25 protein-coding genes, 1 pseudogene and 1 riboswitch are annotated in these 24,495 nt (G+C 48.2%); all 26 genes and pseudogenes read left to right on the top strand.

Translation table 11 applies throughout. The annotated features are described in order from the left end of the window. Positions 1-27: 27 nt before the first annotated feature. The 26 genes and pseudogenes from MKY35_RS24075 to atpG all read left to right on the top strand — a co-directional run bounded on the left by MKY35_RS24075 (position 28) and on the right by atpG (position 24,421). Positions 28-519, top strand: coding sequence for a DMT family transporter (locus MKY35_RS24075; protein WP_318627943.1), 492 nt, complete (start codon positions 28-30; stop codon positions 517-519). A 351-nt stretch (positions 520-870) separates the two neighbouring features. After that, positions 871-1,971: a type 2 isopentenyl-diphosphate Delta-isomerase gene (fni, locus tag MKY35_RS24070; protein ID WP_069010021.1), complete on the top strand. Its 1,101-nt coding sequence runs from the start codon at positions 871-873 to the stop codon at positions 1,969-1,971. After that, entirely contained in the window at positions 1,968-2,459 is a 492-nt protein-coding gene (locus MKY35_RS24065) for a GNAT family N-acetyltransferase (protein ID WP_069010020.1), read from the top strand. Before fni ends, MKY35_RS24065 begins: the two co-directional genes overlap by 4 nt. A 133-nt stretch (positions 2,460-2,592) precedes the next feature. After that, positions 2,593-3,693, top strand: a complete 1,101-nt coding sequence (gene ychF, locus MKY35_RS24060) for a redox-regulated ATPase YchF (RefSeq protein ID WP_013312345.1) — start codon at positions 2,593-2,595, stop codon at positions 3,691-3,693. 276 nt (positions 3,694-3,969) lie between these two features. Then, on the top strand, positions 3,970-5,037 hold the full coding sequence (prfA, locus tag MKY35_RS24055) for a peptide chain release factor 1 (protein ID WP_013312344.1): 1,068 nt from the start codon (positions 3,970-3,972) through the stop codon (positions 5,035-5,037). A 3-nt stretch (positions 5,038-5,040) separates the two neighbouring features. After that, positions 5,041-5,940 (top strand): peptide chain release factor N(5)-glutamine methyltransferase, encoded by a 900-nt coding sequence (gene prmC, locus MKY35_RS24050; protein ID WP_342445002.1) that lies wholly within the window; start codon positions 5,041-5,043, stop codon positions 5,938-5,940. Between the two features lie 75 nt (positions 5,941-6,015). Then, entirely contained in the window at positions 6,016-7,209 is a 1,194-nt protein-coding gene (locus MKY35_RS24045) for an FtsW/RodA/SpoVE family cell cycle protein (RefSeq protein ID WP_029518520.1), read from the top strand. Between the two features lie 258 nt (positions 7,210-7,467). Continuing rightward, positions 7,468-8,160 (top strand): stage II sporulation protein R, encoded by a 693-nt coding sequence (gene spoIIR / locus MKY35_RS24040; RefSeq protein ID WP_342445001.1) that lies wholly within the window; start codon positions 7,468-7,470, stop codon positions 8,158-8,160. Positions 8,161-8,315: 155 nt separating this feature from the next. After that, positions 8,316-9,563: an L-threonylcarbamoyladenylate synthase gene (locus MKY35_RS24035; RefSeq protein WP_342445000.1), complete on the top strand. Its 1,248-nt coding sequence runs from the start codon at positions 8,316-8,318 to the stop codon at positions 9,561-9,563. A gap of 142 nt (positions 9,564-9,705) precedes the next feature. Further along, positions 9,706-10,266 (top strand): manganese efflux pump, encoded by a 561-nt coding sequence (locus MKY35_RS24030; protein WP_342444999.1) that lies wholly within the window; start codon positions 9,706-9,708, stop codon positions 10,264-10,266. Positions 10,267-10,369: 103 nt separating this feature from the next. Next, complete coding sequence (locus tag MKY35_RS24025) at positions 10,370-10,954, top strand: low molecular weight protein arginine phosphatase (protein WP_029518516.1); 585 nt, start codon at positions 10,370-10,372, stop codon at positions 10,952-10,954. Between the two features lie 78 nt (positions 10,955-11,032). Beyond that, positions 11,033-11,114: riboswitch (ZMP/ZTP riboswitch) on the top strand. A 219-nt stretch (positions 11,115-11,333) separates the two neighbouring features. Next, complete coding sequence (locus MKY35_RS24020) at positions 11,334-11,921, top strand: TIGR01440 family protein (RefSeq protein ID WP_342444998.1); 588 nt, start codon at positions 11,334-11,336, stop codon at positions 11,919-11,921. 120 nt (positions 11,922-12,041) lie between these two features. Next, the gene (gene glyA / locus MKY35_RS24015; protein WP_013312336.1) at positions 12,042-13,292 is read left to right on the top strand and encodes a serine hydroxymethyltransferase; all 1,251 of its coding nucleotides are present in this window, start codon (positions 12,042-12,044) and stop codon (positions 13,290-13,292) included. 174 nt (positions 13,293-13,466) lie between these two features. Beyond that, positions 13,467-14,348 (top strand): sugar ABC transporter permease, encoded by an 882-nt coding sequence (locus MKY35_RS24010; protein WP_342444997.1) that lies wholly within the window; start codon positions 13,467-13,469, stop codon positions 14,346-14,348. Beyond that, positions 14,348-15,173 (top strand): annotated as a pseudogene (locus MKY35_RS24005) (carbohydrate ABC transporter permease). The gene MKY35_RS24010 and the pseudogene MKY35_RS24005 overlap by 1 nt, the downstream one beginning before the upstream one ends. 15 nt (positions 15,174-15,188) lie before the next feature. Next, positions 15,189-16,454, top strand: coding sequence for an ABC transporter substrate-binding protein (locus MKY35_RS24000; protein ID WP_340886625.1), 1,266 nt, complete (start codon positions 15,189-15,191; stop codon positions 16,452-16,454). A 356-nt stretch (positions 16,455-16,810) separates the two neighbouring features. After that, positions 16,811-17,440 (top strand): uracil phosphoribosyltransferase, encoded by a 630-nt coding sequence (gene upp, locus MKY35_RS23995; RefSeq protein WP_013312332.1) that lies wholly within the window; start codon positions 16,811-16,813, stop codon positions 17,438-17,440. A 109-nt stretch (positions 17,441-17,549) separates the two neighbouring features. Beyond that, positions 17,550-18,719: a UDP-N-acetylglucosamine 2-epimerase (non-hydrolyzing) gene (gene wecB / locus MKY35_RS23990; RefSeq protein ID WP_342444996.1), complete on the top strand. Its 1,170-nt coding sequence runs from the start codon at positions 17,550-17,552 to the stop codon at positions 18,717-18,719. A 171-nt stretch (positions 18,720-18,890) separates the two neighbouring features. Next, the gene (locus MKY35_RS23985) at positions 18,891-19,145 is read left to right on the top strand and encodes an AtpZ/AtpI family protein (protein WP_342444995.1); all 255 of its coding nucleotides are present in this window, start codon (positions 18,891-18,893) and stop codon (positions 19,143-19,145) included. After that, positions 19,138-19,518, top strand: coding sequence for an ATP synthase subunit I (locus tag MKY35_RS23980; RefSeq protein WP_069010012.1), 381 nt, complete (start codon positions 19,138-19,140; stop codon positions 19,516-19,518). Before MKY35_RS23985 ends, MKY35_RS23980 begins: the two co-directional genes overlap by 8 nt. Positions 19,519-19,547: 29 nt before the next feature. Then, positions 19,548-20,372: a F0F1 ATP synthase subunit A gene (gene atpB, locus MKY35_RS23975; protein WP_250240605.1), complete on the top strand. Its 825-nt coding sequence runs from the start codon at positions 19,548-19,550 to the stop codon at positions 20,370-20,372. Positions 20,373-20,476: 104 nt separating this feature from the next. After that, on the top strand, positions 20,477-20,701 hold the full coding sequence (atpE, locus tag MKY35_RS23970) for a F0F1 ATP synthase subunit C (RefSeq protein ID WP_025683777.1): 225 nt from the start codon (positions 20,477-20,479) through the stop codon (positions 20,699-20,701). Positions 20,702-20,814: 113 nt separating this feature from the next. Beyond that, positions 20,815-21,303, top strand: coding sequence for a F0F1 ATP synthase subunit B (gene atpF, locus MKY35_RS23965; RefSeq protein WP_023990709.1), 489 nt, complete (start codon positions 20,815-20,817; stop codon positions 21,301-21,303). Continuing rightward, a complete protein-coding gene (locus MKY35_RS23960) occupies positions 21,300-21,845 on the top strand; it encodes a F0F1 ATP synthase subunit delta (protein ID WP_029518507.1) in 546 nt (181 codons plus the stop codon). The genes atpF and MKY35_RS23960 overlap by 4 nt, the downstream gene beginning before the upstream one ends. Positions 21,846-21,864: 19 nt before the next feature. Beyond that, positions 21,865-23,379 carry a F0F1 ATP synthase subunit alpha gene (gene atpA / locus MKY35_RS23955; protein ID WP_342444994.1) on the top strand — a complete coding sequence of 505 codons (1,515 nt, stop codon included), beginning with the start codon at positions 21,865-21,867 and terminating at the stop codon, positions 23,377-23,379. A gap of 175 nt (positions 23,380-23,554) precedes the next feature. Beyond that, positions 23,555-24,421, top strand: a complete 867-nt coding sequence (atpG, locus tag MKY35_RS23950) for an ATP synthase F1 subunit gamma (RefSeq protein ID WP_023990707.1) — start codon at positions 23,555-23,557, stop codon at positions 24,419-24,421. The last annotated feature ends 74 nt before the right edge of the window (positions 24,422-24,495 follow it).

The following is a 24,495-nucleotide window of genomic DNA, read 5'->3' as shown; positions in this document are numbered from 1 at the left end:
CAAGGATCATCAAGGGAGAGTTAACATATGTTATTAGGAATTGTATTGGCGGTTATCGCAGGTGCCTTGGTCAGTCTGCAAACGATATTCAATAATAAGGTGAATGAACGGACAGGATCGTGGGCCACAACAACATTGGTGCTGGGCACAGGGTTCTTGGCTTCCTTACTCGGGAGTCTTATTTTTGAAGGGAAAAATACATTTGCTTTACAGCATATGCAGCCGTGGTACTGGTTCAGTGGCATGATTGGTGTCGGTGTTGTGTTCTGTCTGGTACAAGGAATGAAGCGACTTGGTCCGACCTATGCGATCTCCATTGTATTGACAGCGCAATTAGGGACCGCCCTGTTGTGGGATTCATTAGGATGGCTAGGATTAGAGAAAATTCCGTTTACCATTAACAAGCTGATCGGTGTATTGGTCATTATCGGTGGTATTCTTGTGTTCAAATTTGGACACGGGCGTACGAAGGAGCAAGGAGAAAGCATTTCATCTGTACCTGATTCGATGAAGGGATAAAGGAGAATGTAATGACCTTTATCTTGCCGGGATAGGGATCATACTTTCGAGTAGGCATTTTGCAGAAAAGCGGCAGCTCAATTGGGGGCGGCTTTTCTGTAGAGTATCCGAAATAACTGGTTTATTGCGAATTTTGAACATGATCTATGGGTAAGAAAAAATGTTCACGATCGTGTATATATTTTTCCATCCATGATACAATGAAAGTATCTTAAAATAGCCATTTTAAGGGCTACGATATTTGTATAAGAGACGATAAATAGATCGGTTACCGTGTTCGGGAACGGTCTTATTTGTGCTTCTTGAACTTGATACAATAAACAGAGTGACTTTGGATGAGGTGGAACATAGATGAGTAGTACAGAGAATAAAAAAGGAGCACCTGACGGCTTTAACAGATCCGGCTCTTTGTTGCCTGCCGCGCGGACAGGCGAACGGAAGATTGAGCACGTCCGCCTTTGTTTGCAAGAAGATGTGGCCGGACAAGGTATCACCAGCGGGCTGGAGCGGTATGTCTTTAAGCACTGCGCTCTGCCGGAGTTGCATTTTGACGAGGTTCGCCTGGATACTACTTTTTTAGGACAGGCTGTACGAACACCGTTGCTTATTAGCTCCATGACAGGCGGCAGCGCCGAGACAGGAGCGATTAATGAGCGATTAGCAGAGACAGCGGAGAGACGCGGCTGGGCATTGGGCATCGGCTCGGTACGGGCTGCGGTGGAAAGGGAAGAATTGGCTCCAACCTTTGCAGTCCGCCGTCTGGCACCCAATATCCCGATCCTTGCCAATCTGGGTGCGGTGCAGCTGAACTACGGATTTGGCGTGGACGATTGTCGCCGTGCAGTAGACATTGCCGGAGCAGATATGTTGGTGCTGCATTTGAACGGATTGCAGGAGATTTTCCAACCCGAAGGGAATTTGGATTTTAGCGGCCTGCTTAATCGTTTCGAGGAGTTGTCTCGTCAGCTTTCAGTGCCTGTAGGAGTGAAGGAAGTAGGTTGGGGCATAGATGGCGAGACGGCGTCAAGACTGTATGATGCGGGTGCAGCCTTTATTGATGTCGCTGGTGCAGGCGGGACAAGCTGGAGCCAAGTGGAGAAATTTCGTAACCCTGATCCTGTGCGTCGCGCGGCGGCGGAAGCGTTTGCGGACTGGGGCAATTCGACCGCTGATTGTATCGTGGAAGTCAGAGCCGCTCAGCCACATGGTGCTCTGATCGGCAGCGGTGGACTGAGAGACGGTGTCGATGCAGCGAAGGTGCTTGCTTTGGGAGCTGACATGGCAGGCTTCGGGCGTTCTTTGCTCGGTTCTGCGGTTGCCTCTAGTGAAGCGCTGGAGGCACGTTTGGAGCAGGTCGAACTGGAACTCCGCACGGTCATGTTTGGCATTGGGGTAGATGGAATAGAAGGGCTCAAAGATACGACTCGACTAAGAAAGAAGGTAAATGGATGAGCGGACTTATTACATTGGTTCCGATGAATGCGGAGCAATATGATCGATTTGAACAACGCTCGCTTGCCGACTATGCGGATGAGAAAATCCAAGCAGGTACATGGACGGTTGAAGAAGCACCAGAGCGAGCGGCAGAAAGTTTTGCTCGATACCTGCCACAGAGACTAGACACACCTCATGCTCACCTGTATATGTTGATGTTTTCCGATGACGGGGGGCAGAGTCAGGAGGAAGCTGGCTACATCTGGTTCAATATTACGGACGGCGTGCAAGGAAAAGAAGCTTTTCTACTGGATATCCTTGTATACGATTCATACCAGGGGAGGGGTCTAGGTACGATGGCGATGGAGGCTTTGGAACAGGAGGCTCGCAGGCTGGGAGCTGTCCGCATCGGGTTGCATGTATTTGGGCATAATGAGCGAGCTTTGCATGTATATCGCAAGTCGGGCTATCGGATTACAGATATCCAGATGAGCAAAGAAATCTAAATAGGGATATAGTAAAATCCTGAATTCCATAACCGTATGCTTGCCGCGTGTATAGGTTCTCATATATAATGTGGGTTGGTAAACTAACGGATGGCATAACGCATATTTTATATAAACGGGAGTTGTTCTGATTATGGCTTTAAAAGCGGGGATTGTGGGCTTGCCGAACGTGGGCAAATCAACACTTTTTAACGCAATAACGCAGGCGGGTGCGGAATCCGCAAACTATCCATTTTGTACGATTGACCCCAATGTAGGCGTCGTTGAAGTACCGGACGAGCGGTTGGATAAGTTGACCGAACTGGTTGTGCCGAATAAAACGGTGCCAACGGCTTTTGAATTTGTTGATATTGCAGGACTTGTGCGCGGTGCGAGCAAGGGCGAGGGTCTGGGTAACAAGTTTCTGGCTCATATTCGTGAAGTGGATGCGATTGTACATGTGGTACGTTGCTTTGAAGATGAGAACATTACCCATGTAGACGGCAAAATTGACCCGATCAGCGACATTCAGACCATTAATTTGGAACTGATTCTGGCGGATATCGAAAGCGTAGACAAGCGTATTGAACGTTCCCGCAAAAACATGAAGGGTGGCAACAAGCAGTACACCCAAGAAGTTGAAGTGCTGGAGCGGATCAAGGAAACGCTCTATGCTGATAAACCTGCGCGTAGCTTAGAATTGTCGGATGAAGAACGGCTGATTGTACGCGATCTTCATTTGCTGACGATGAAGCCTGTACTCTACGCCGCTAATGTTAGCGAAGATGGTGTAACGGAAGCCGACAGCAATCCATATGTGCAAAAGGTACGCGATTTTGCCGTGGCTGAAAATGCAGAAGTGGTGCCGATTAGCGCCAAGGTAGAATCTGAAATTGCTGAGCTGGAAGGCGAAGACAAGGCGATGTTCCTTGAGGAGTTGGGATTAGCCGAATCCGGATTGAACCGTCTGATTAAAGCGGCATACCGCTTGTTGGGACTGTATACGTATTTCACAGCAGGTGTGCAGGAAGTACGCGCTTGGACGATTCACAAAGGAACGAAGGCACCGGGTGCTGCGGGCGTAATTCATACGGATTTTGAACGCGGATTTATTCGTGCCGAGGTTGTATCCTACAACGATTTGGTTGCTGCTGGTTCGATGAACGGGGCCAAGGAACGTGGTCAGCTTCGTCTGGAAGGTAAGGAATATGTAGTGCAGGACGGAGACGTTATGCATTTCCGTTTTAATGTTTAATATATAATTTCTAGAGTACAATACTCGATTCGGATATATAAAAGACGATGTCTCACTCAAGTATGTGTGTTCTAAAATGTGCTAGATAATGCGGTCGCTGCCTATATTAGGGCGGCGACTTTTTTTATTGAATTACATGTCGTGTGGATTTTTGCAAAATCCTAAATTAGTCAGTATTTCTTGTAGCTAATTCATGAATTAGTTGGTATAATAAAGAGCTGTAGCCAGTGAAATTGAAGCTGGCTTCATATTAATTTAACTGAAGAGGTGAATCGCTTGTTGGACCGATTGCAATCATTGGCGGACCGCTACGATAAACTGAGCGAACTGCTCTGCGATCCGGATGTAGCGAACGATAGCAAAAAACTTAGAGATTATTCCAAAGAACAGTCTGATTTACAGCCTGCTTATGAAGCATATACCGAATATAAAAATGTCGTTGAAGAGCTGGAAGCTGCAAAAACCATGCAGGGTGAAAAGCTGGACGACGAGATGCGTGAAATGGTCAAAATGGAGATTGAAGAACTGAGTGTTCGTAAGCGGGAGCTGGATGAAAAAATCCGTATTTTGCTGCTGCCGAAGGACCCGAATGATGATAAAAACGTTATTATTGAGATTCGTGGTGCAGCGGGTGGTGACGAAGCGGCACTATTCGCAGCTGATTTGTACCGGATGTATACCCGTTATGCCGATACCCAAGGCTGGCGTGTAGAGCTGATGGACGCGAACATGAATGATCTCGGGGGCTTTAAAGAGGTTATTTTCATGATTAACGGCCGCGGTGCATACAGCAAAATGAAATTCGAAAGCGGCGCACACCGCGTACAGCGGATTCCGACGACGGAATCAGGTGGACGTATTCATACATCGACATCTACAGTATCCGTTATGCCTGAGGCAGAAGAAGTGGATATTGAAATTTCCGACAAGGATATTCGCGTGGATACGTTCTGTTCCAGCGGTGCGGGCGGACAATCCGTTAATACGACCAAGTCGGCGGTGCGTGTAACGCATATGCCAACAGGTATTATGGCAACCTGTCAGGACGGAAAATCCCAGAACTCCAATAAGGAGAAGGCGCTGCAAGTTTTGCGTGCCCGTATTTCGGATATGTTGCGTCAGGAAGAAGAAGCCAAATATGCAGGCGAGCGTAAGAGCAAAGTAGGTACTGGAGACCGCAGTGAGCGTATCCGTACCTACAACTTCCCGCAAAGCCGTGTAACGGATCATCGTATTGGACTAACTATGCATAAGCTGGACCAGGTGATGAACGGGGAGATCGAAGAAATCGTATCGGCGCTCACGATTGCAGAGCAGGCTGATTTGATGGAACAAGAGGTTTAAGTTTTGGGGAACGAGCGCGATTGTGTGTATCGGATGTCGCCGGAACGGAACATGAGTGTCAGAGAAGCCTTGGTTGAGGCTTCTTCTTTTTTAGGAAGCTGTGGCGTTCTGGAGCCCCAGCATAATGCCCGCTTGCTGCTGGAGCATGTACTCGGGTTGGAAGGTACGGCGTTTTACGCCGCTCTGGGTGATCCGTTCCCTTCCACTGCCAAGGAGGCGTGGGAACGGATCATAGCCCGCAAAGCTGCGGGTGAACCGGCGCAGTATATTATCGGACGGCAGGAATTTTATGGCCGCCCGTTCATGGTTTCGCCGTCGGTGCTGATTCCGCGCCCCGAGACAGAACTGCTCGTCGAGGCGATACTCCAGCACGGCGATCGGCTGTGGCCAAGCGGCGCTCCGCAGGCGCTCGACATCGGCGCGGGCAGCGGTGCGATTGCCGTGACGCTGGCGGCTGAACGACCGAGCTGGCGCGTAGCGGCAGGGGATATTTCGGCCGCCGCGTTAAAAGTAGCGGCTTATAACGCTGCTGCGAACGGCGCAGCCGTAGAATTCCGCGAGGGCGATCTGCTGGCGCCATTTGCGGGAACGACGGTGGACATTCTCGTGTCCAACCCGCCGTACATCCCGGCTGCTGACATCGCTGGCCTACAGCCGGAGGTCCGCGACCATGAGCCGCGAATGGCGCTCGATGGTGGTCCTGACGGGCTCGGCCCGTATCGGGCAATGCTGGAGCAGCTCGGACTCCTTCAGGCTCCGCCCCGGCTAATCGGGTTTGAGCTGGGGATGGGACAGGCCAGAGACGTGGCTGGCCTGCTGGAACAGGCAGGTCATTGGAAGAACATTATAATCGTTCCTGACCTTGCAGGGATTGAACGACATGTCCTAGGCGTCTCGGAGTAGTGGTGCATTTTCTTTTTGCGAGTCTTTCCTTTAGAATAAGAGGAGTATGACCGAGAAACGGCTCAGGGGGAAATCATGCTTCAGAAATTGAAAAAAATTGACGGTCCGGTTATCTTTATTCTGGTTTTGCTCATGGCGATTAGTATCATAACGGTATACAGCGCAGGTAGGGGCCCTACGAACTTGGCAGAGCACGGCAACGACTATCAAAAGATGATCGGGTATTATATATTGGGTTTTGTGGCGATCTTGGGTTTAGCGATGGTCGATTTTCGGATATTCATTAAAAAAGCCCTGTACGTATATGGAGGCGGAATATTCCTGTTGGGTCTCGGATTTTTTGGTGGGACGGTTAACAACTCTCAGGGCTTTCTGAAAATTGGTGGCTTGAATCTTCAGCCTGCCGAGGTATTCAAGCTGGTTCTTATCATTTTTCTGACTTATATGCTGATCAAAAAGCGCAAGAGCAGACTGTATTTCATTCAGGATGTTCTTCCAGTGGCTCTGGTGAGCTTTGTCCCGTTTGCCATGGTTATGGCACAAAATGACTTGGGTAATGCGCTCGGTTACATTGTCATCGTCATTGGTATGCTATGGATTGGTAATGTGAAGGCATCCCATGCGTTAATCGGATTCATCGTATTTGCAGTCGCCGTTGGCGGCGGGATCAAAGCTTATATTTCGTTTCACGATGAGATTGATTCCTTTATGAAGGGGATTGGCCGTAGTCACTGGGTTGAGCGGTTGGACCCTTGGTTGGTACCGGAAGAGGCAACCGCGAAGGCGTCTTATCATACCAAAAATGCCAAGTTGGCGATAGCCTCTGGCGGGATGATGGGCAAGGGCTTTTTGCAAGGAACCTCGGTACAGTCCGGGCGTGTTCCTTATACGTATGCGGATTCTATTTTTGTGGTCGTAGCGGAGGAATTTGGCTTTGTAGGCTCTTCAGTGCTACTATTGTTATATTTTATTTTGATTCACCGAATGATCCTGATTTCGCTGGAATGCCGGGATCGCGCCGGACCGTATATTATTGTCGGGATTGTGTCCATGTTGCTGTATCAGATTTTTGAGAATATTGGTGCGTTTCTGGGCATTATGCCGCTTACAGGGATTACACTCCCGTTCATAAGTTATGGTGGTACCTCGTTGCTTATTAACATGGCTAGTATCGGCTTGGTTATGAGCATTAAGGTGCACGGCCAAGAGCTGGAGGATGATCTGCCACAGCCTTCCAGATTGAACTTGACGAAGGCGAAAAAAGCCTAGTACAGGTGGACTGTGGCTAGATACTGATTGGTATTTGTGTGTGAGTTGAAACGGTGCAACGCGAGAGTCCAGATTGTGAAATCTGGGCTTTTTTATATTCCTCGGCGAGGGTCAGAAGCTTGGTGTAGCATGATTCGAGGGTGTATTGAAGAAAATCTGTAAAGTGGTTATGAATTTTTTACAAGACTTATAGGTTTAGACTCTCCCAAACCGGACAAACTGATAGACATGATAGAGTTTGGGTTTGGGGGGACGAAGATGAGGAGTTGGGTAAAGCAAGCTGCAATGATATTAATTTGTATTTCAATATTAATGATGTCTTGGGAAGGTCAAAAAACGGATGCCGCTATGACCACGGGAACAAGAGGAACCTTAGCAGCAGGAGTGACTACAACAGGGCTGGAAGTGATTCCACACGACTCCATTCGGCTGCGTATTTTGGCCAATTCGGATCGCCCAGAGGATCAGCTGGTTAAACGCGAAATACGGGACGCTATTGTGCAGCAAATGAATGCTTGGGTGGGTGAGCTGGAAAACCCGCAAAGCTTAGACCAAGCGAGATCATTGATTGATGCTCATTTACCTGAAATTGACCGTTTGGTAGGTACGGAACTGGCTCGTCGCGGCATTGCGTATGACCATCAGGTGGAACTGGCGAGCGTACCTTTCCCGACGAAAATGTACGGTGGTCTTGTCTACCCGGCAGGGAATTATGAAGCGCTACGGGTTACGCTGGGGCAAGGAAAAGGTCAAAATTGGTGGTGCGTGCTGTTTCCCCCGCTGTGCTTTATTGATGCAGGCAGTGGGGAAGCAGCGGCACAAACGGTATCACCAAAAACGGATCATGGAGATAGTCGGACGAATGCCACTGACAAGGAGCCGGAAGTGCGTTTTTTTCTGTGGGATGCACTTGCGGGACTGTGCAGCTGGGTGAGTGGCTTGTTTGCCTAAACGTTGAGGAGTGTAAGTTTCCCCATATGCTATAATGGAGCTTACGATAGATATACACATGGCAGAGCCAAATAAACTGATCTTTCAAAGTAGCCTTATAGGATCAAGCGAAATCACTGGCCTGTATACGACAATAAGATATGGGATGATCTGATATGAGTGATAAATCGAATCAAATGCAAGACTTGCACGGAGATTTTGTGCAAAAGGAAAAATCGGAGCAAAAGCTGGACGAACAGGGGAATTGCGAGCTGAAGCAGGCATTGAAGTCTTCCCATACCCAATGGTGGGATGTAAGATGTTTGGTTCCTGTGAACAACACTGACGGGGGTGTTTCTGACGAAACTTCGGCTGAACAGACTCGGATCGCGGCGGAAAAAGGCATACGCGAGGCTGCTGTACTCCTCCAAGCTGGAGAGACGGTAGCCTTTCCTACGGAGACCGTGTACGGACTGGGAGCCGATGCTCGTAGTACAAAAGCGGTGGAGGCGGTATTCGCTGCCAAAGGACGCCCCTCCGATAACCCGCTCATTGTACATGTTTCTGATGCTGATCAATTAGAGGGTATGGTAGCAGAAATAAACGATACAGCCCGGGCGCTGATGAATATGTTCTGGCCGGGACCGCTGACTCTCGTATTACCAGTGGTACCGCAGGCACTGTCATCGCGTGTAACGGCCGGGCTGGACACGGTTGGTGTGCGTATGCCAGATCATCCGATAGCGCTGCGCTTGATCGCTGAAGCGGGTTGTCCGTTGGCTGCGCCAAGCGCCAATCGTTCGGGAAGACCCAGTCCCACCCTTGCACAGCATGTGCGGGAGGATCTGGAGGGCCGCATCGGCGGCATTTTAGACGGAGGCCCCACAGGTGTGGGGCTGGAGTCCACGGTGGTGCAGGCGGCTGACGACGGAACGGTCACCATCCTGCGCCCCGGCGGCGTGACGGCTGAGCAGCTCGCTGCAGTTGCTCGCGCCGTCGTGCTGGACCCGGCGCTGGCCGCTACGCCCGGGGAGGATGCCGACAGCCCGGCGCCGCGCTCGCCGGGCATGAAGTACACACACTACGCGCCGCGAGGCCGCTTGAGCGTGGTACAAGGCCCGTCGTCCGTTGAGGTGACGGGCTGGATTCGCGCTGCGCTGGCGGAGGCTTCCGCCCGCGGGGAGCGCACGGCAGTGCTCGCGTTCGACGAGCATACCGCCGACTACGCCGGAGAACGCGTCTACACGCTAGGCAAGCTGGACGCGCTCCATGAGGCAGCGCAACGCCTGTACGGCGTGCTGCGCTGCTGCGACGAGGATGGCGTCACCTACATTTTGGCGGAATCCTGTCCGCCGAAAGGATTGGGCGACGCCGTTATGAACCGCCTGCTTAAAGCGGCAGGTCACCGAATCGTCCGCCTGTAGCTTCTGTCGAATCAGAGCCTCTTATATTAAATTTTCCTCCCTCCTCGTCTCGGTATTGGGTACTTTCAGTGCATGCTTGTACTGATTTGCCCCTTGTCCGCATAACGTGTACAAGAACAGACGGATAATGGAGGGATGGAGTATGCTGGCAGCCTCTGCCCATGCCGGGCAGGTTGTAACGATTCTGATCATGGCGGTAGCGCTAGGAATGGATGCGTTATCGCTGGGCGTAGGGATCGGCATGAAGGGGATACGCCTGCGAGACGTGCTGCGCATCAGCACTGTTATTGGCTTTTTTCACATTCTGATGCCATTGCTGGGAATTTTCACAGGCCATTATATGAGTTCTTTATTAGGTCATGTGACGACCTACTTCGCAGGGGGGCTACTCATCCTTTTAGGCGGGCATATGGTGTATAATTCCTTCAAAGGGGACGGCGTACAGGTATTGGATCATCGTTCGCCTTTAGGTCTTTTGCTGTTTGCGCTTGGGGTGAGCGTGGATTCATTTTCTGTAGGAGTGTCACTGGGGATGTTCCAGAGTGATCTGGTGCTGTCTGTTCTGGCATTTGGTTTTTGCGGGGGAGCAATGGCGATGTTGGGCCTGCTACTGGGTCGCAAGGTCAGCCGCAATCTAGGAGATTACGGGGAAACAGTGGGCGGTGCCATTTTGCTGGCATTCGGCTTTATGTTTATGTTTTGATTTTAGCTCAGACAGTGTAAAATAAGTGCAGGGTTAAAGTAAGGGATTAGGATTATAGTAATCCTCTGTTTATATATTTTTTAACATACGGGGGGTGAAAACGTTGAAGAATATCTTATTTGTATGCACAGGGAATACCTGTCGTAGTCCAATGGCTGAAGGGATGCTGCGTAAGTTGGCTGCTGAGCATGGACTAGAACTGGAAGTGCGTTCTGCGGGAGTGGCAGCGATGGAAGGCACGCCGATATCCCGACATGCAGAGGCGGTTCTACGTGATCACGATATATCCGATCAGATCACTTCAACCCCTTTGAGCGACGGGCTTGCCGGGTGGGCACATCTGATCTTAACCTTGACGCAAGGACATAAACAGCACGTAATTCAGCGCTTTCCCCAAACGGCGGGCAAAGTATTTACGCTTAAGGAATATGTGGAGAACCGGGATGCGGTGTTGAATGATGTACAGGAGTTGGATGGTTTATATGCTTCACAGCAGTTGATGGCTTCACTCGGACAAGAGCTATCGGCGCAGGAGCGTGAACGAATGATTGAATTACACCAACGGATTCCGGGCTTTGATATTTCAGATCCGTTTGGCGGTTCGCGAGAAGACTACGATGTCACAGCTGCGGAAATCCGCACGGCGCTGCATAAGCTGCTGGACAAGCTAAAGGCCTCTTCCGAATAAAATCGCTCTTACTCATCTATTTTGTACGGAATCTGTTGATTTTCGACGGTTAATCCGTTAAGATAAGGTGGAAAAATGAGAATCCGATGTAACTGGCGACAAAAGTGGGATTAACCACGATGGAGCATCGGATATACGGCCGGTCGCCTGGGCAAAAGAGCAATTCCACATAGGTGTGGACTGCTCTTTTTTCATATACAAGTTATGCCAGATGTTTAGCTGAGAGTTGATTCCTTCAAAGGTTCTTCCATTTTTTCTGCTCGAAATCTGAAACATCGGCTATAATATAGTGAGATTGTGATCAGGAGAGAGTGTGTTGAACTTGGGGCATGAGACCGTGCCTAGTCTCTGAGAGGCTGTTCAACCAAAGGAGGTTCCAATGGTGGGACAATTGGATCATGAGATTTCGCTGGAAGCACAGACCACTTCTGTTGTGCGGGAAATCGCAGAAGCAGCCAGTCTCAGGGCTGGTCGCCTGCTGGTTATTGGCGTTAGCACAAGTGAAGTGGCTGGAAGTCGAATTGGCACGGCGGGAGCGCTCGATGTGGCTCAACAACTGTTGTCTGGAGTAGAGTCCGTTCGCAGGCAGTATGGCTTTGATGTAGCGTTTCAATGCTGTGAGCATTTGAACCGAGCGCTGGTCGTTGAACGGGCTGTGCTGGAGCGGCTGAGACTGATGGAGGTTGCGGCTGTTCCTGTTCGTACAGCAGGAGGCTCTATGGCTACCGTCGCCTATCGTTCTATGAGCGACGCGTGTTTGGCGGCGAACGTGCAGGCTCATGCCGGGATAGACATCGGCGAAACGCTGATTGGCATGCATCTGCGACCGATTGCTGTTCCGTTTCGCCCAAGCCTTCGCTGGATTGGCGAAGCACGTGTGACAGCGGCGTTCACCCGTCCTCCACTTATTGGCGGACAACGGGCGGTGTACAGTCTGGAGCAAGAAGTCGGCGGAAACTGCGATTAGCATTTGGCATGGCGGCATGTTTGTACTAATCGTTTTTGCAATGATGATGAGGTACCCAACAGAGGAGCAGGCGTTAGCTTGTATACCCAACAATTGACTATGGAGAGGGAGTAATCAATCATGATGGAACACCTGCGTAAAAGTGACCCAGCAGTGATGGAAGCAATGGGACTTGAACTGAAACGACAACGCCACAATATCGAGCTAATCGCATCCGAGAACATTGTCAGTGAAGCAGTAATGGAAGCCATGGGCTCCGTGCTGACGAATAAATATGCTGAAGGTTACCCAAACAAACGCTACTATGGTGGCTGTGAGCATGTAGATATCGTTGAAGACATCGCACGTGACCGCGCAAAAGAACTGTTCGGCGCTGAGCATGCTAACGTGCAGCCTCACTCTGGAGCACAAGCCAACATGGCAGTGTATCTGGCAGCTCTCAAACCTGGAGATACTGTACTGGGTATGAATCTGGCGCATGGTGGCCATTTAACACACGGAAGTCCGGTTAACGCTTCCGGCTTGTTGTATAACTTTGCTGCCTATGGTGTCCGCGAAGACAACTTCCGCATCGACTACGATGAAGTGCGCAAGGCAGCCTTCAAGCACCGCCCTCGTCTGATTGTAGCTGGCGCGAGTGCATATCCGCGTACTATTGATTTTGAAGCTTTTGCTTCCATTGCCAATGATGTAGGTGCTTTGTTCATGGTGGATATGGCACATATCGCAGGTCTTGTGGCAGCGGGAATTCACCCAAGTCCAGTTCCGCATGCCCAATTTGTAACAACAACGACACACAAAACGCTGCGTGGTCCGCGTGGGGGTCTGATTCTGACTCGCAAAGCATGGGCGCAAGCGATTGATAAAGCTATTTTCCCTGGTACTCAAGGGGGGCCACTGATGCATGTGATCGCGTCCAAAGCGGTTGCTTTGGGTGAAGCGCTCCAGCCATCGTTCAAAACCTATGCGCAAAATGTAGTCCGCAACGCACAGGTGCTGGCTGAAACACTGCTGGCTGAGGGGATTAACATTGTATCCGGTGGTACGGATAACCATCTGATGCTATTGGATACGCGCAATTTGAATATCACAGGTAAAGAAGCGGAGCATGTATTGGATTCCGTGGGCATCACGGTCAATAAAAATGCGATTCCTTTTGACCCGACCAGTCCATTCGTAACCAGCGGGATTCGTATTGGTACACCTGCTGCAACATCTCGTGGTATGGATGAAGAGGCTATGGTCAAAATTGGTAAAATCATTGCCGAAACCCTTAAAAACCCGAAAGATGATACTGTATTGTCCAAAGCAAGCCAAGCGGTTGGCGAGTTGACAGACAAGTTCCCGATCTATCCAGGAACTCAATACTAATTCATCGACATTCATAATCTTTATGTTATAGGCTGTTTTCCTTCCGTAAGCCGGAGGAGAACAGCCTTTTTTTGCTTCTGAACGACTCGAAACTTACATTTTTGGGTAATAAGCGATTACAGTAAGGGTTTATGCGCGCGCTTCCTTCATATCTACGACAAAGGAGTGATTACATTGAGTCAAAGAAAATCCGCGCAATTATTGCAGCAGCTCGTATTTGTGGGACCGATGGCGTTGTTTTTCGTCTTGATTATGGTCATTCCGTTCCTGCTGGGGCTGTATTATTCCATGACGAACTGGGATGGAGTATCTGAAAATATCCGATGGCTCGGGCTAGGGAATTACGTTCATATTTTTAGGAATGATCCAGATTTCCGTAATGCGTTCTGGTTTACGGTTCGGTTTACCGTATGTGGTGTCATTCTGACGAACCTGATTGGCTTTTTCCTAGCCTATGCACTTACCAAACCGTTGCGTACCCGTAATGCACTGCGAACTGTATTTTTTATGCCCAATATGATTGGCGGCTTGCTGCTCGGCTTCATCTGGCAATTTATATTTGTACGCGGCTTTTCTGCGGTAGGGGAGGCAACAGGGCTTTCCTTTTTTAAACTGCCGTGGCTGGGTGATGGGCCAACTGCTTTTTGGGGAACTGTCATTGTGTTTGTATGGCAATATGCAGGTTATCTCATGGTTATTTACATATCTTCGTTAAATAATGTCCCGTCTGCCCTGATTGAATCGGCTCAAATTGACGGCGCGGGCCGAAGACAGATTTTGCGTCATATTGTAGTGCCACTTATTATGCCAGCGGTGACCGTCTGCTTGTTCCTAGCGATATCCTGGTCCTTTAAAGTATTTGAATTGAATTTGGCTCTCACAAAAGGGGGACCTTTCAAGTCGACAGAGTCTGTAGCGTTGGACATATATAATGAAGCGTTTACAAATAATCGACTTGGATTGGGAACTGCCAAGGCTATGATTTTCTTCGTGGTCGTTGCGATCATTACCAGCATTCAGGTGCGTCTCACGAAGAAAAAGGAGGTCGAAATGTAATGGAAAAAACGTCAAACTACCATTTGGGCACATGGGTTGCTGAAATATTGCTTATTGTGATCGGGTTAATTTTTCTGGTTCCATTCTATTTTTTGCTCGTAAACTCCATTAAATCCTTTGGTGACATTTTGGCCCATTCCGCTTCGTGGCCGACAACCTTCCGTTTTGAAAACTATGCTAACGCCTGGAATAAAATAAACTTTCCCACAGCACTTGGGAATTCACTGATTGTCACGATCGTCAGTAATGCGCTTTTGCTGCTCATCAGCTCGATGGCCGCTTACCAGATGGTTCGGCATGACACTCCTTTTAATCGGTTTACTTGTGGCAGCAATGGTAGTTCCCTTTCAATCGATTATGTTGCCGCTTATGGAAGTGTCCAACGTATTGAGCTTAAACAACAGTATACCAGGACTGATCCTATGTTATCTGGGTTTTGGGGCGCCTTTATCCGTTTTTCTTTTTCATGGCTTTATTAAAACGGTACCTATTGAGATCGAGCAGGCGGCAAGGGTGGACGGTTCATCCCGGTACGGGGTGTTCTTTCGCATCGTTTGTCCACTCCTGCTGCCTATGTTCGTAACCGTGCTTATATTGAATACCTTATGGATCTGGAATGACTATCTGTTGCCTTCGCTCATTTTGAATGATCCTGAGCTGCGCACCATTCCGATTGCAACCTATATGTTGTTTGGTCAGTACACCAAGCAATGGGACTTGGCGCTGCCAGCACTGGTGTTGGGGATCACACCAATTGTTGTGTTTTTTCTGGTGATGCAAAAATACATCGTTTCTGGCATTGCAGCCGGTGCGGTCAAGGGCTGAAGGGAGGGATATCCGATGAAAAGAACAGCGTTACTTGTCATCTCCTTGATGGTGCTGCTCGCATGTACACTTGCAGGTTGCGGAAATACGAAGGCTCAACAGAGTGAAACGAAAACGATACACATTTATCAATTCAAAGTAGAGATTTCGGAACCGCTAAATAAGCTGAAGGCAGAATATGAAAAAGCGCACCCTGGCATCAAGTTGGATATCCAATCTGTCGGTGGTGGTACGGACTACGGTGCTTCGTTGAAGGCTAAATTCGCATCAGGCGATCAGCCGGATATTTTCACAAATGAGGGCTACCAGGACCGCGATACGTGGTTGGAGTACTTGGAGGATTTGTCGGATCAGCCATGGGTAAAGGATCTGGACGATTTCGCTCGTAAGCCGATGACGGTTAACGGTAAGATTTATGGACAGCCTATGAACCTAGAAGGATTTGGTTTTGTTTATAACAAGGATTTGTTCAAAAAAGCGGGCATAACCAAACTACCTCAGACGATAGATGAACTGGAGGAAGCAGCCAAGCGACTGAAAGCGGCAGGGATTATACCTTTTGCTAACGGGTATGCGGAATGGTGGGTTCTGGGGAACCATTTTATCAATATTCCGTTTGCCAGACAGCCGAACCCGGAAAGTTATGTTGAGGATTTAAACAAAGGAACGGCTCGCATCCCCGGTAACCCGGTGTTCGATCAGTGGGTGAAGTTGCTTGACCTGACTATAAAATATGGGAACCGCAATCCGCTCACGACGGATTACAATACACAAGTGACGCTGTTTTCGACAGGTAAGGCTGCTATGATGCACCAGGGGAACTGGACGCAACCGCAAATAGATGGAATTAATCCTAACTTGAATTTGGGTATTCTGCCTGCGCCTATAGACAATGATCCCTCCACAGGAGGTAGACTCGCTGTGGGAGTGGCATCGAACTGGGTGGTCAATAAAAATTCGCCTGTGAAGCAGGAGGCAAAAGAATTCCTCAATTGGTTGGTCACATCAGAAACAGGCAAGCATTATATCACCAAGGAGTTTAAGTTTGTTCCCGCCTTCAAAAGTATTACGTCCAGCGACGAGACGACAGGCGATCTAGGTGCAGAAATATCTCGGCATGTGAGGGAAGGCAAGATATGGAGTTGGAACTTCCAACGCTTTCCGAAGGGGCTGAATCAGGATTTAAGCAGCAGTATGCAAGCCTATATTGCAGGGGTTATCACAAAGGATGAAATGCTTCAGCAATTTCAGGGGGCATGGGACAATTTGAAGTATAGATAAAAGAATACCTCTGCATGAGGAGGCAAAGGCTATAGCTCGGGCAGGAAGTATAAAGCCTTCAGGCTTTGGCGGTCAAGGGCCGCCAGAGCCTTTTTGCTGTGTTTTTATGTGACGAAAGTCACACGTAAAGCGGTCCTATTCATTATTTTACATGTCATATCTTTCCCTTGACAAAAGGTTACGGTGGCAGGTGTTAAATCAATCAAGGGAATGTTATAATAAACAGGATTTACAGGCACGCATTGCATCTGTGCTTATTTGGTTTGTACAAATAGGTTACATAGATCCTTTCGACTCAGGATAGTTCGATATGCTGGTGCGAAAGAACGTGACGATAATACCGGAGGGAATATATTATGGCGAAACTGGTGGTTTGTGATCACCCTTTGATCCAACACAAACTTACATTTATCCGCGATGTGCGGACCAACACCAAGGATTTCCGCGAGCTGGTGGATGAAGTAGCAACATTGATGGCATATGAAATTACACGGGATATCCCGCTGGAAAGCATTACGGTGCAGACACCGGTTGCTGAGACAGAAGGTAAAGTGATTTCCGGACGTATGCTGGGTCTTATTCCGATTCTGCGTGCAGGCTTGGGTATGCTGGATGGTGTAGTAAAGCTGCTGCCTGCAGCAAAGGTAGGTCATGTGGGACTGTTCCGCGATCCTGAGACACTGCAACCCGTAGAATACTATACGAAGCTGCCTACAGATGTAACTGAGCGCGAATTGATCGTGATTGATCCGATGCTTGCAACGGGTGGATCGGCAATTGCGGCGATTGATGTGTTGAAAAAGAGAGGCTGCACTCAAATTAAAATGATGAATCTGATTGCTGCTCCTGAAGGAGTCAAAGCTGTGCAGGATGCACATCCTGATGTAGACATCTATGTCGCTGCACTGGACGAGCGTCTGGATGATCATGGATATATCATTCCGGGTCTTGGTGACGCGGGAGACCGCTTGTACGGAACCAAGTAGACTGCCTTTGGCGGTTCGGCAAAATCTATGGACGTTATACAGGTCCTTATTTTAAATAATGGAAGATCTGTGAAGCGGACATTTATTATGAAAAGGGGTTCAACAGAAAATGTCCAAAATCAAAGTGATGACAATTTTTGGTGTGCGTCCGGAAGCGATTAAGATGGCTCCTCTTATTTTGGAGCTTCAGCGTCACCCAGAGCATATCGAGTCCGTGGTATGCGTTACGGCTCAACATCGCCAGATGCTTGATCAGGTTCTGGAAGTTTTCAATATTCACCCTGACTATGATCTGGACGTAATGAAGGATCGCCAGACACTAAATGAAATATCCATGCGGGTACTTCAAGGTCTGGAACCTGTATTGCGTGAGGCCAAGCCCGATATCGTGTTGGTTCACGGCGATACGCTGACCACTTTCCTCGCCAGCTATGCAGCCTTTATGCAGCAGATTGAAGTAGGGCATGTGGAAGCAGGTTTGCGGACGTGGAACAAGCTTTCTCCATATCCTGAAGAAATGAACCGTCAGCTTACAGGCGTACTGTCTGATCTGCATTTCTCGCCTACTTCTTTATCGGCTGGAAATTTGCGGAAGGAAAATAAGCCTGAATCGCGAATATATGTTACAGGCAATACAGTGACTGACGTATTTCAGTATACGGTTCGGCAGGATTACGAGCACCCTGTACTGGACTGGGCTCAGGGCAAACGCCTGATTCTTATGACAGCACATCGCCGGGAATCCCAAGGGGAACCGCATCGTCAGATTTTTAATGCGGTTAAGCGAATTGCGGATGAGTTTGAGGATATCGCTATTGTTTATCCGGTTCATCCGAGTCCGGCTGTGAAGGAACCTGCATTTGAGATTTTAGGCAACCATCCGCGTATTAAGCTGATTGATCCGCTGGATGTCGTGGATCTGCACAATTTTTACCCACATACACATCTGATCCTTACGGATTCCGGTGGGCTTCAGGAAGAAGCGCCTTCGTTCGGAGTACCTGTTCTGGTGCTGCGTGATACGACTGAAAGACCGGAAGGAATTGAAGCGGGTACCTTGGAACTGGTGGGTACGAGCGAAGAGAACGTGTACAATCGGACCAAGGCGCTTTTGACAGATTCCGCGTTGTACGATTCTATGAGTCAGGCAGCGAATCCTTACGGCGATGGAAAAGCATCAGTAAGAATTGTCAATGCGATTTTGCACCATTATGGCGTTCAATCCGAACGTCCTGAAGAATTTCACACAATGTTCACAAAAGGTGTTCGTTCGATATAATTATTCTTTACAAGGCAAGCATACAGTTAAACTGTACGGTTACCAAGGGATACAGCAATTTAAGATGCTTTGTCGTTTGATTTTATACTTTAGGGCGCTAAAATATCTCAATTGACAAAGCATCTTATATTTAAGTAAAATGGACTGGAATTGCAGGGGTGACATGGAAAAGTGGTCAAACCTTCCAAGCAAAACAACAACCGAAATAACACCGGGAATGCCTTCAAGGCAATTGGATTGGTGAGCGCGATCGGCATTGATTTGGCGATATGCACACTGGGTGGCTTCTATGCCGGAAAGTGGCTCGATGCCAAACTTGGTGGCTCCGGAGTTTGGATTGGCGTAAGCGTTCTCGCAGGCTTGGTTGTAGGCGCATTAAGTATTGCCCTTGTGATCGGAAAGGTATTGAGGGATAACCATGAATGAGATGACCCGTATGCAAAAAATGTTATGGATCGTAGCGCTTGGTATTATGGCTCTGTGTTTCCTGGTCTCCGCCTTCATGCCCCAACATCGTGACATTGCTCACGGAATCATTCTGGGAACGGGAGTAAGCTGTCTTAATGTGCTGTATATGGCCTACAAAATTCGACAGGTTGCGAATGCAGCCGCCGGTGAAGGCAAGAAGAAAAAGGTGGGCATTGGCTTTGGCGTTCGAGTAGGGACCTCTATTTTGGCAGTAGTGCTGGCGCTAGAATTTCCGGCCTATTTCCATGAGATCGCTGTAATGGCAAGCCTGGTGACTGGACAATTTCTTCTTTTAATTATAGGCATCATATTCGCGCTACAGGAAAAATGATGGCTCAACTGAGAAAGGGGTGAGAAAACATGTTGCATGAATCACCGATTATCGAATTGGGCGGATTTAACATTGACTTGTCCGTCATTATTATGCTGGTTGTGACTTGCGCGATTGTATTTGGACTGGCATTTGCTGCAACGCGCAATTTGTCTGTGGACAATCCAAGCAAGCTGCAAAATTTTATGGAATGGGTCGTCGAATTCGTTCAAGGACTGATTACCAGCACGATGGATTTGAAAAAAGGGAAGCCATTCCTCTCCTTGGGGATGACGCTGATCATGTTCATCTTCGTCGGAAATATGCTGGGCTTACCGTTCGGGATTGTGACCGAGTTCGATAATGCGCAAAGTGCCCAAGTATTTGGACATGAAATCATTCCAGTCAAAGAAGCATTAGAACAAGCACAGGCGTCTCACCCGGGCGAAGCTGCCCATGTAGGTATCAGCTGGTGGAAATCACCTACCGCAGATGCAGGGGTATCCATTGGACTGGCTTTGATGATCTTTGTCCTGGTTCATTTCCTGGGGATTTTCCGTAATACCAAAGCTTACTTCAAGCATTACATTCAGCCATTTCCATTCTTTTTGCCAATTAACTTGATTGAGCAGTTCTCAAAACTGTTGACACATGGTATGCGTCTATTCGGTAATATTTTTGCCGGCGAAGTTTTGATCAGTGTCCTGCTGAAATTGACAGCACTTGGTGTAGGAGGCTGGATTGCTTCCGTATTGGGACTCGTGGTCTGGCAAGGATTCAGTATTTTTGTCGGCAGTATTCAGGCGTTCGTCTTCACCATTTTGACGTTCGTATATATTTCACAGGCAATTGACACGCATGAAGAAGAGCATTAGGTAAAATTAGTTTCGGGTTTTTAGTTAAGTTCAGGAGTACGCTTCGCTCTTAACTGCAAATACATGTACAACACAAATACACATCTCTAAGGAGGATTTTTTAAATGGGAGCTTGGGCATTAATAGCAGCAGCTATCGCAGTAGGTTTGGGTGCGCTCGGCGCAGGTATTGGGAACGGTCTGATTGTAAGTAAAACAGTTGAAGGTATCGCTCGTCAGCCTGAGGCTAAATCAACTTTGCAAACGGTAATGTTTATCGGTGTAGGTCTGGTTGAAGCCTTGCCTATTATCGGGGTCGTTCTGGCGTTTATTTTCTACGCTAAGGCATAATAATTTGAAACTTGCAAGGTTTGGCGGGGAAGGCCACAGCCATCCGCGCCTTCTTTGTTGCTTGGCTTAAGAGATAACTAGGACTGACGTTCACCGGAAAGGAGTGACTTCAATTGAGTTTAAATTGGACAAGTATCGTTTTCACAATTATTGCATTTTTGATCTTGTACTGGTTACTAACGCGTTATGCATTCGGACCTCTCTTTTCCGTTATGGAGAAGCGGCGTCAGCTTGTATTACAGCAAATGAATGAAGCGGCACAGACGCGTGAACAGGCTGCTGCTTATGTTGAGGAGCAAAAGCAGGCTCTCCAGCAGGCACGTAAGGAAGCGTACGACATTATTGAGCAGTCAAAACAAACAGGTAACAAACAAGCGGAGCAAATTATTGTTCAGGCCAAAGACGAAGCTGTCCGCCTGAAAGACGAAGCTGTTCGTGAAATCACAAGCGAGCGTAATAAGGCGGTTGCTGAACTGCGCAGCGAAGTGGGTAAAGCTTCGGTACAAATTGCTTCCAAACTGATTCAAAAGGAAATCAAGGAAGACCAAGTCCAGGGAGAGCTTGTCGACCAATACCTTAAAGAGGTAGGAGGCAAAGCATGAGCCGGGATACGGTAGTAGCCAAACGGTATGCGAAAGCTTTGTTTGAAGTGGCAGAGCAGGAACAGACCATTATGGAAACCGAGCAGGAGCTACGTGCTTTTGTAGAGGCTGTATCGGGGGATGCTGAAATCCGTAAATTCATTAATTCTCCTAACATTACGGAAGCGGTCAAGCTTCAAGTTCTGGCTAACAGTTTTGAAGGCAAGCTGTCTGCCTCGCTAATTAACACGATCAAACTGTTGATTCAGCGGAGTAGAGCAGATTTGTTCGAATCTCTCCTTGCCGGATACCTCGATATTCAGGAATACAAGCTGGGACTTGCTCATGCAAAGGTGTATTCGACTTATGCTTTAAGTGATCAGGAAAAAACAGCGGTAGCCGAGGAATTCGGAGCCCGTGAACATAAAACAATCCGTGTGGAAAATATAGTGGACCCGAGTCTGCTGGGCGGATTGAAAGTGGTTATCGGCGATACACTGTATGACGGCAGTCTGGCCGGCAAGCTGGATCGTCTCGAGAAATCCTTTAACAGACGAGTATAGAAGATAGGGGTGAACACACTTGAGTATCAAACCTGAGGAAATCAGTTCATTGATTAAAAGTCAGATTGAACAATATAAAAATGATATCGAGGTCGTTGAAGTCGGCACTGTTGTTGAAGTCGGCGACGGTATTGCCCGCGTCTACGGACTGGAAAAAGTTATGGCCGGTGAATTGGTTGAATTCGACACTGGCGTATTGGGCTTGGCGCTCAACGTGGAAGAAAGCAATGTCGGTGTTGTTATTTTGGGTCAATTCTCCGACATTCGTGAAGGTGGTCAAGTAAAACGTACAGGCCAGATCATGCAGGTCCCTGTAGGGGAAGCAATGATCGGACGTGTAGTTAACCCATTGGGGCAACCAGTAGACGGTAAAGGACCGATTGCTACAACAGAATTCCGTCCGGTTGAAAGTCAGGCTCCAGGCGTTATGGCCCGTAAATCGGTACATGAGCCTATGCAGACGGGGATTAAAGCTATTGATGCGATGGTTCCAATTGGTCGTGGTCAACGTGAGTTGATCATCGGTGACCGTCAAACAGGTAAAACATCTATCGCAATCGATGCAATTTTGAACCAAAAAGGTAACGGCATGAAATGTATTTATGTCGCTATTGGTCAAAAACAATCCACGGTAGCTCAAGTTGTTGAAACATTGCGTCGTCACGGTGCGCTGGAATATACGATTGTCGTTACGGCATCAGCTTCCGAGCCATCACCATTGCTGTACATTGCTCCTTACTCTGGCTGCGCTATGGGTGAGTATTTCATGTACAAAGGCGAGCATGTCCTTGTTGTTTATGATGACTTGACTAAACAAGCGTCAGCTTACCGGGAATTGTCCCTGTTGCTGCGTCGTCCACCGGGCCGTGAAGCATATCCGGGTGACGTTTTCTATCTTCACTCTCGCTTGCTGGAACGTGCAGCGAAGCTGAATGATGAGTTGGGCGGCGGATCACTTACCGCATTGCCGTTCATCGAGACACAGGCTTCCGACGTTTCTGCATATATTCCAACCAACGTTATTTCCATCACGGATGGACAGATCTTCTTGGAAGCTGACTTGTTCTATGCAGGACAACGTCCGGCGATTAACGTAGGTATTTCCGTATCACGTGTAGGTGGTTCAGCTCAGATTAAAGCGATGAAAAAGGTAGCAGGTTCCCTGCGTCTGGATCTTGCTCAATATCGTGAGCTTCAAGCGTTCTCCCAATTCGGGTCCGACTTGGATAAATCCACAAAAGCCCGTTTGGATCGCGGCGCACGCATGATGGAAATTCTGAAACAGGGTGTTAACCAACCGCTTGCTGTAGAGCAACAAGTATTGAGCTTGTATACTGCTGTAAAAGGCTTCCTTGATGATATCCCTGTAGCGGATGTAAAACGTTTTGAAAAAGACTTCCTGTCTTTCATGGTGTCTGACCATCAGGACGTGCTTCAATCTATCCGCGACACGAAAGACTTGGTGGCTGATAACGAAACGGCTTTGAAGGCAGCTATCGAGAAATTCAAAAAATCATTCGCCACGTCGGTATAATACATTGGAATTTGCCTGTTTATGATGAAAGATGTCCTAAGGAAGCGTGCCCTCCGGGTTTTGGCTTCCTTGGCATGTTTTACCCTCAATAACAGGCCCTTTAACATATGCCCGGCTGGATTTGAATCTTACGAAGTTAGCTTTGGCTTTGCCAAAGCTTGAAGGTGGTGAAATCATGGCAAAAGGTATGCGCGAGATTAAACGTCAGATTAAAAGTGTGCAGAGTACGAAGCAGATCACGAAAGCGATGGAAATGGTCGCTGCATCCAAGCTGAGAAAAGCTCAGGAGAAAGCGGAGTCGGCTCGTCCATACTCGGAAAAGCTTAAGGAAGTTGTGAGTAGCATTGCTTCTGGAGCGAATAACATCAAGCATCCAATGCTGGAAACGCGTCCGGTTAAAAAGACTGCTTATCTCATCATTACATCTGATCGTGGTCTGGCTGGTGGTTATAACGCCAATATTTTACGACAGGTTACGCAGACGATTTCTGAACGTCACCGTTCACAGGATGAATTTGTGATTTTCATCATTGGGCGAAAAGGACGGGATTATTTTAGACGTCGTGAATTTCCTATCGCTGAATCGGTAACAGATCTGTCGGATACACCTGCTTTTGCAGATATCAAAACGATTGCAAGCAAGGCTGTACAAGGCTTTGAACTTAAAGAATTTGATGAGCTTTATCTATGCTATAACCGCTTTGTCAACGCATTGACTCAAATTCCAACAGTTGACCGTCTGTTACCAATGGCGACACCGGATTCAGCTACAGCTTCATCCTCAATTAACTATGAGTATGAGCCTTCACCAGAAGGAGTGCTGGAAGTATTGCTGCCACGTTACGCGGAAACGCTCATTTACGGCGCTTTGCTGGATGGTAAAGCTAGTGAACTGGGAGCGAAGATGACGGCAATGGGATCTGCTACGAAGAATGCTTCCAAGTTAATTGGTGAGCTTTCCTTGACCTATAACCGTGCTCGTCAAGCGGCTATTACCCAGGAAATTACGGAAATCGTTGCAGGGGCAAGTGCTCAGTCTTAATCAGGCTTATAGCGACTGTTTTATAGCAGAGTCTACACTATTATGATAAATTGCGGGCGCAAAACAAATCAGAG

The organism is Paenibacillus sp. FSL L8-0638, from assembly GCF_038593075.1.
GTDB classification, from domain to species: domain Bacteria; phylum Bacillota; class Bacilli; order Paenibacillales; family Paenibacillaceae; genus Paenibacillus; species Paenibacillus polymyxa_D.
Note: the sequence above shows the minus strand (reverse complement) of the source record. Positions and strands in the feature narration are given on the sequence as shown.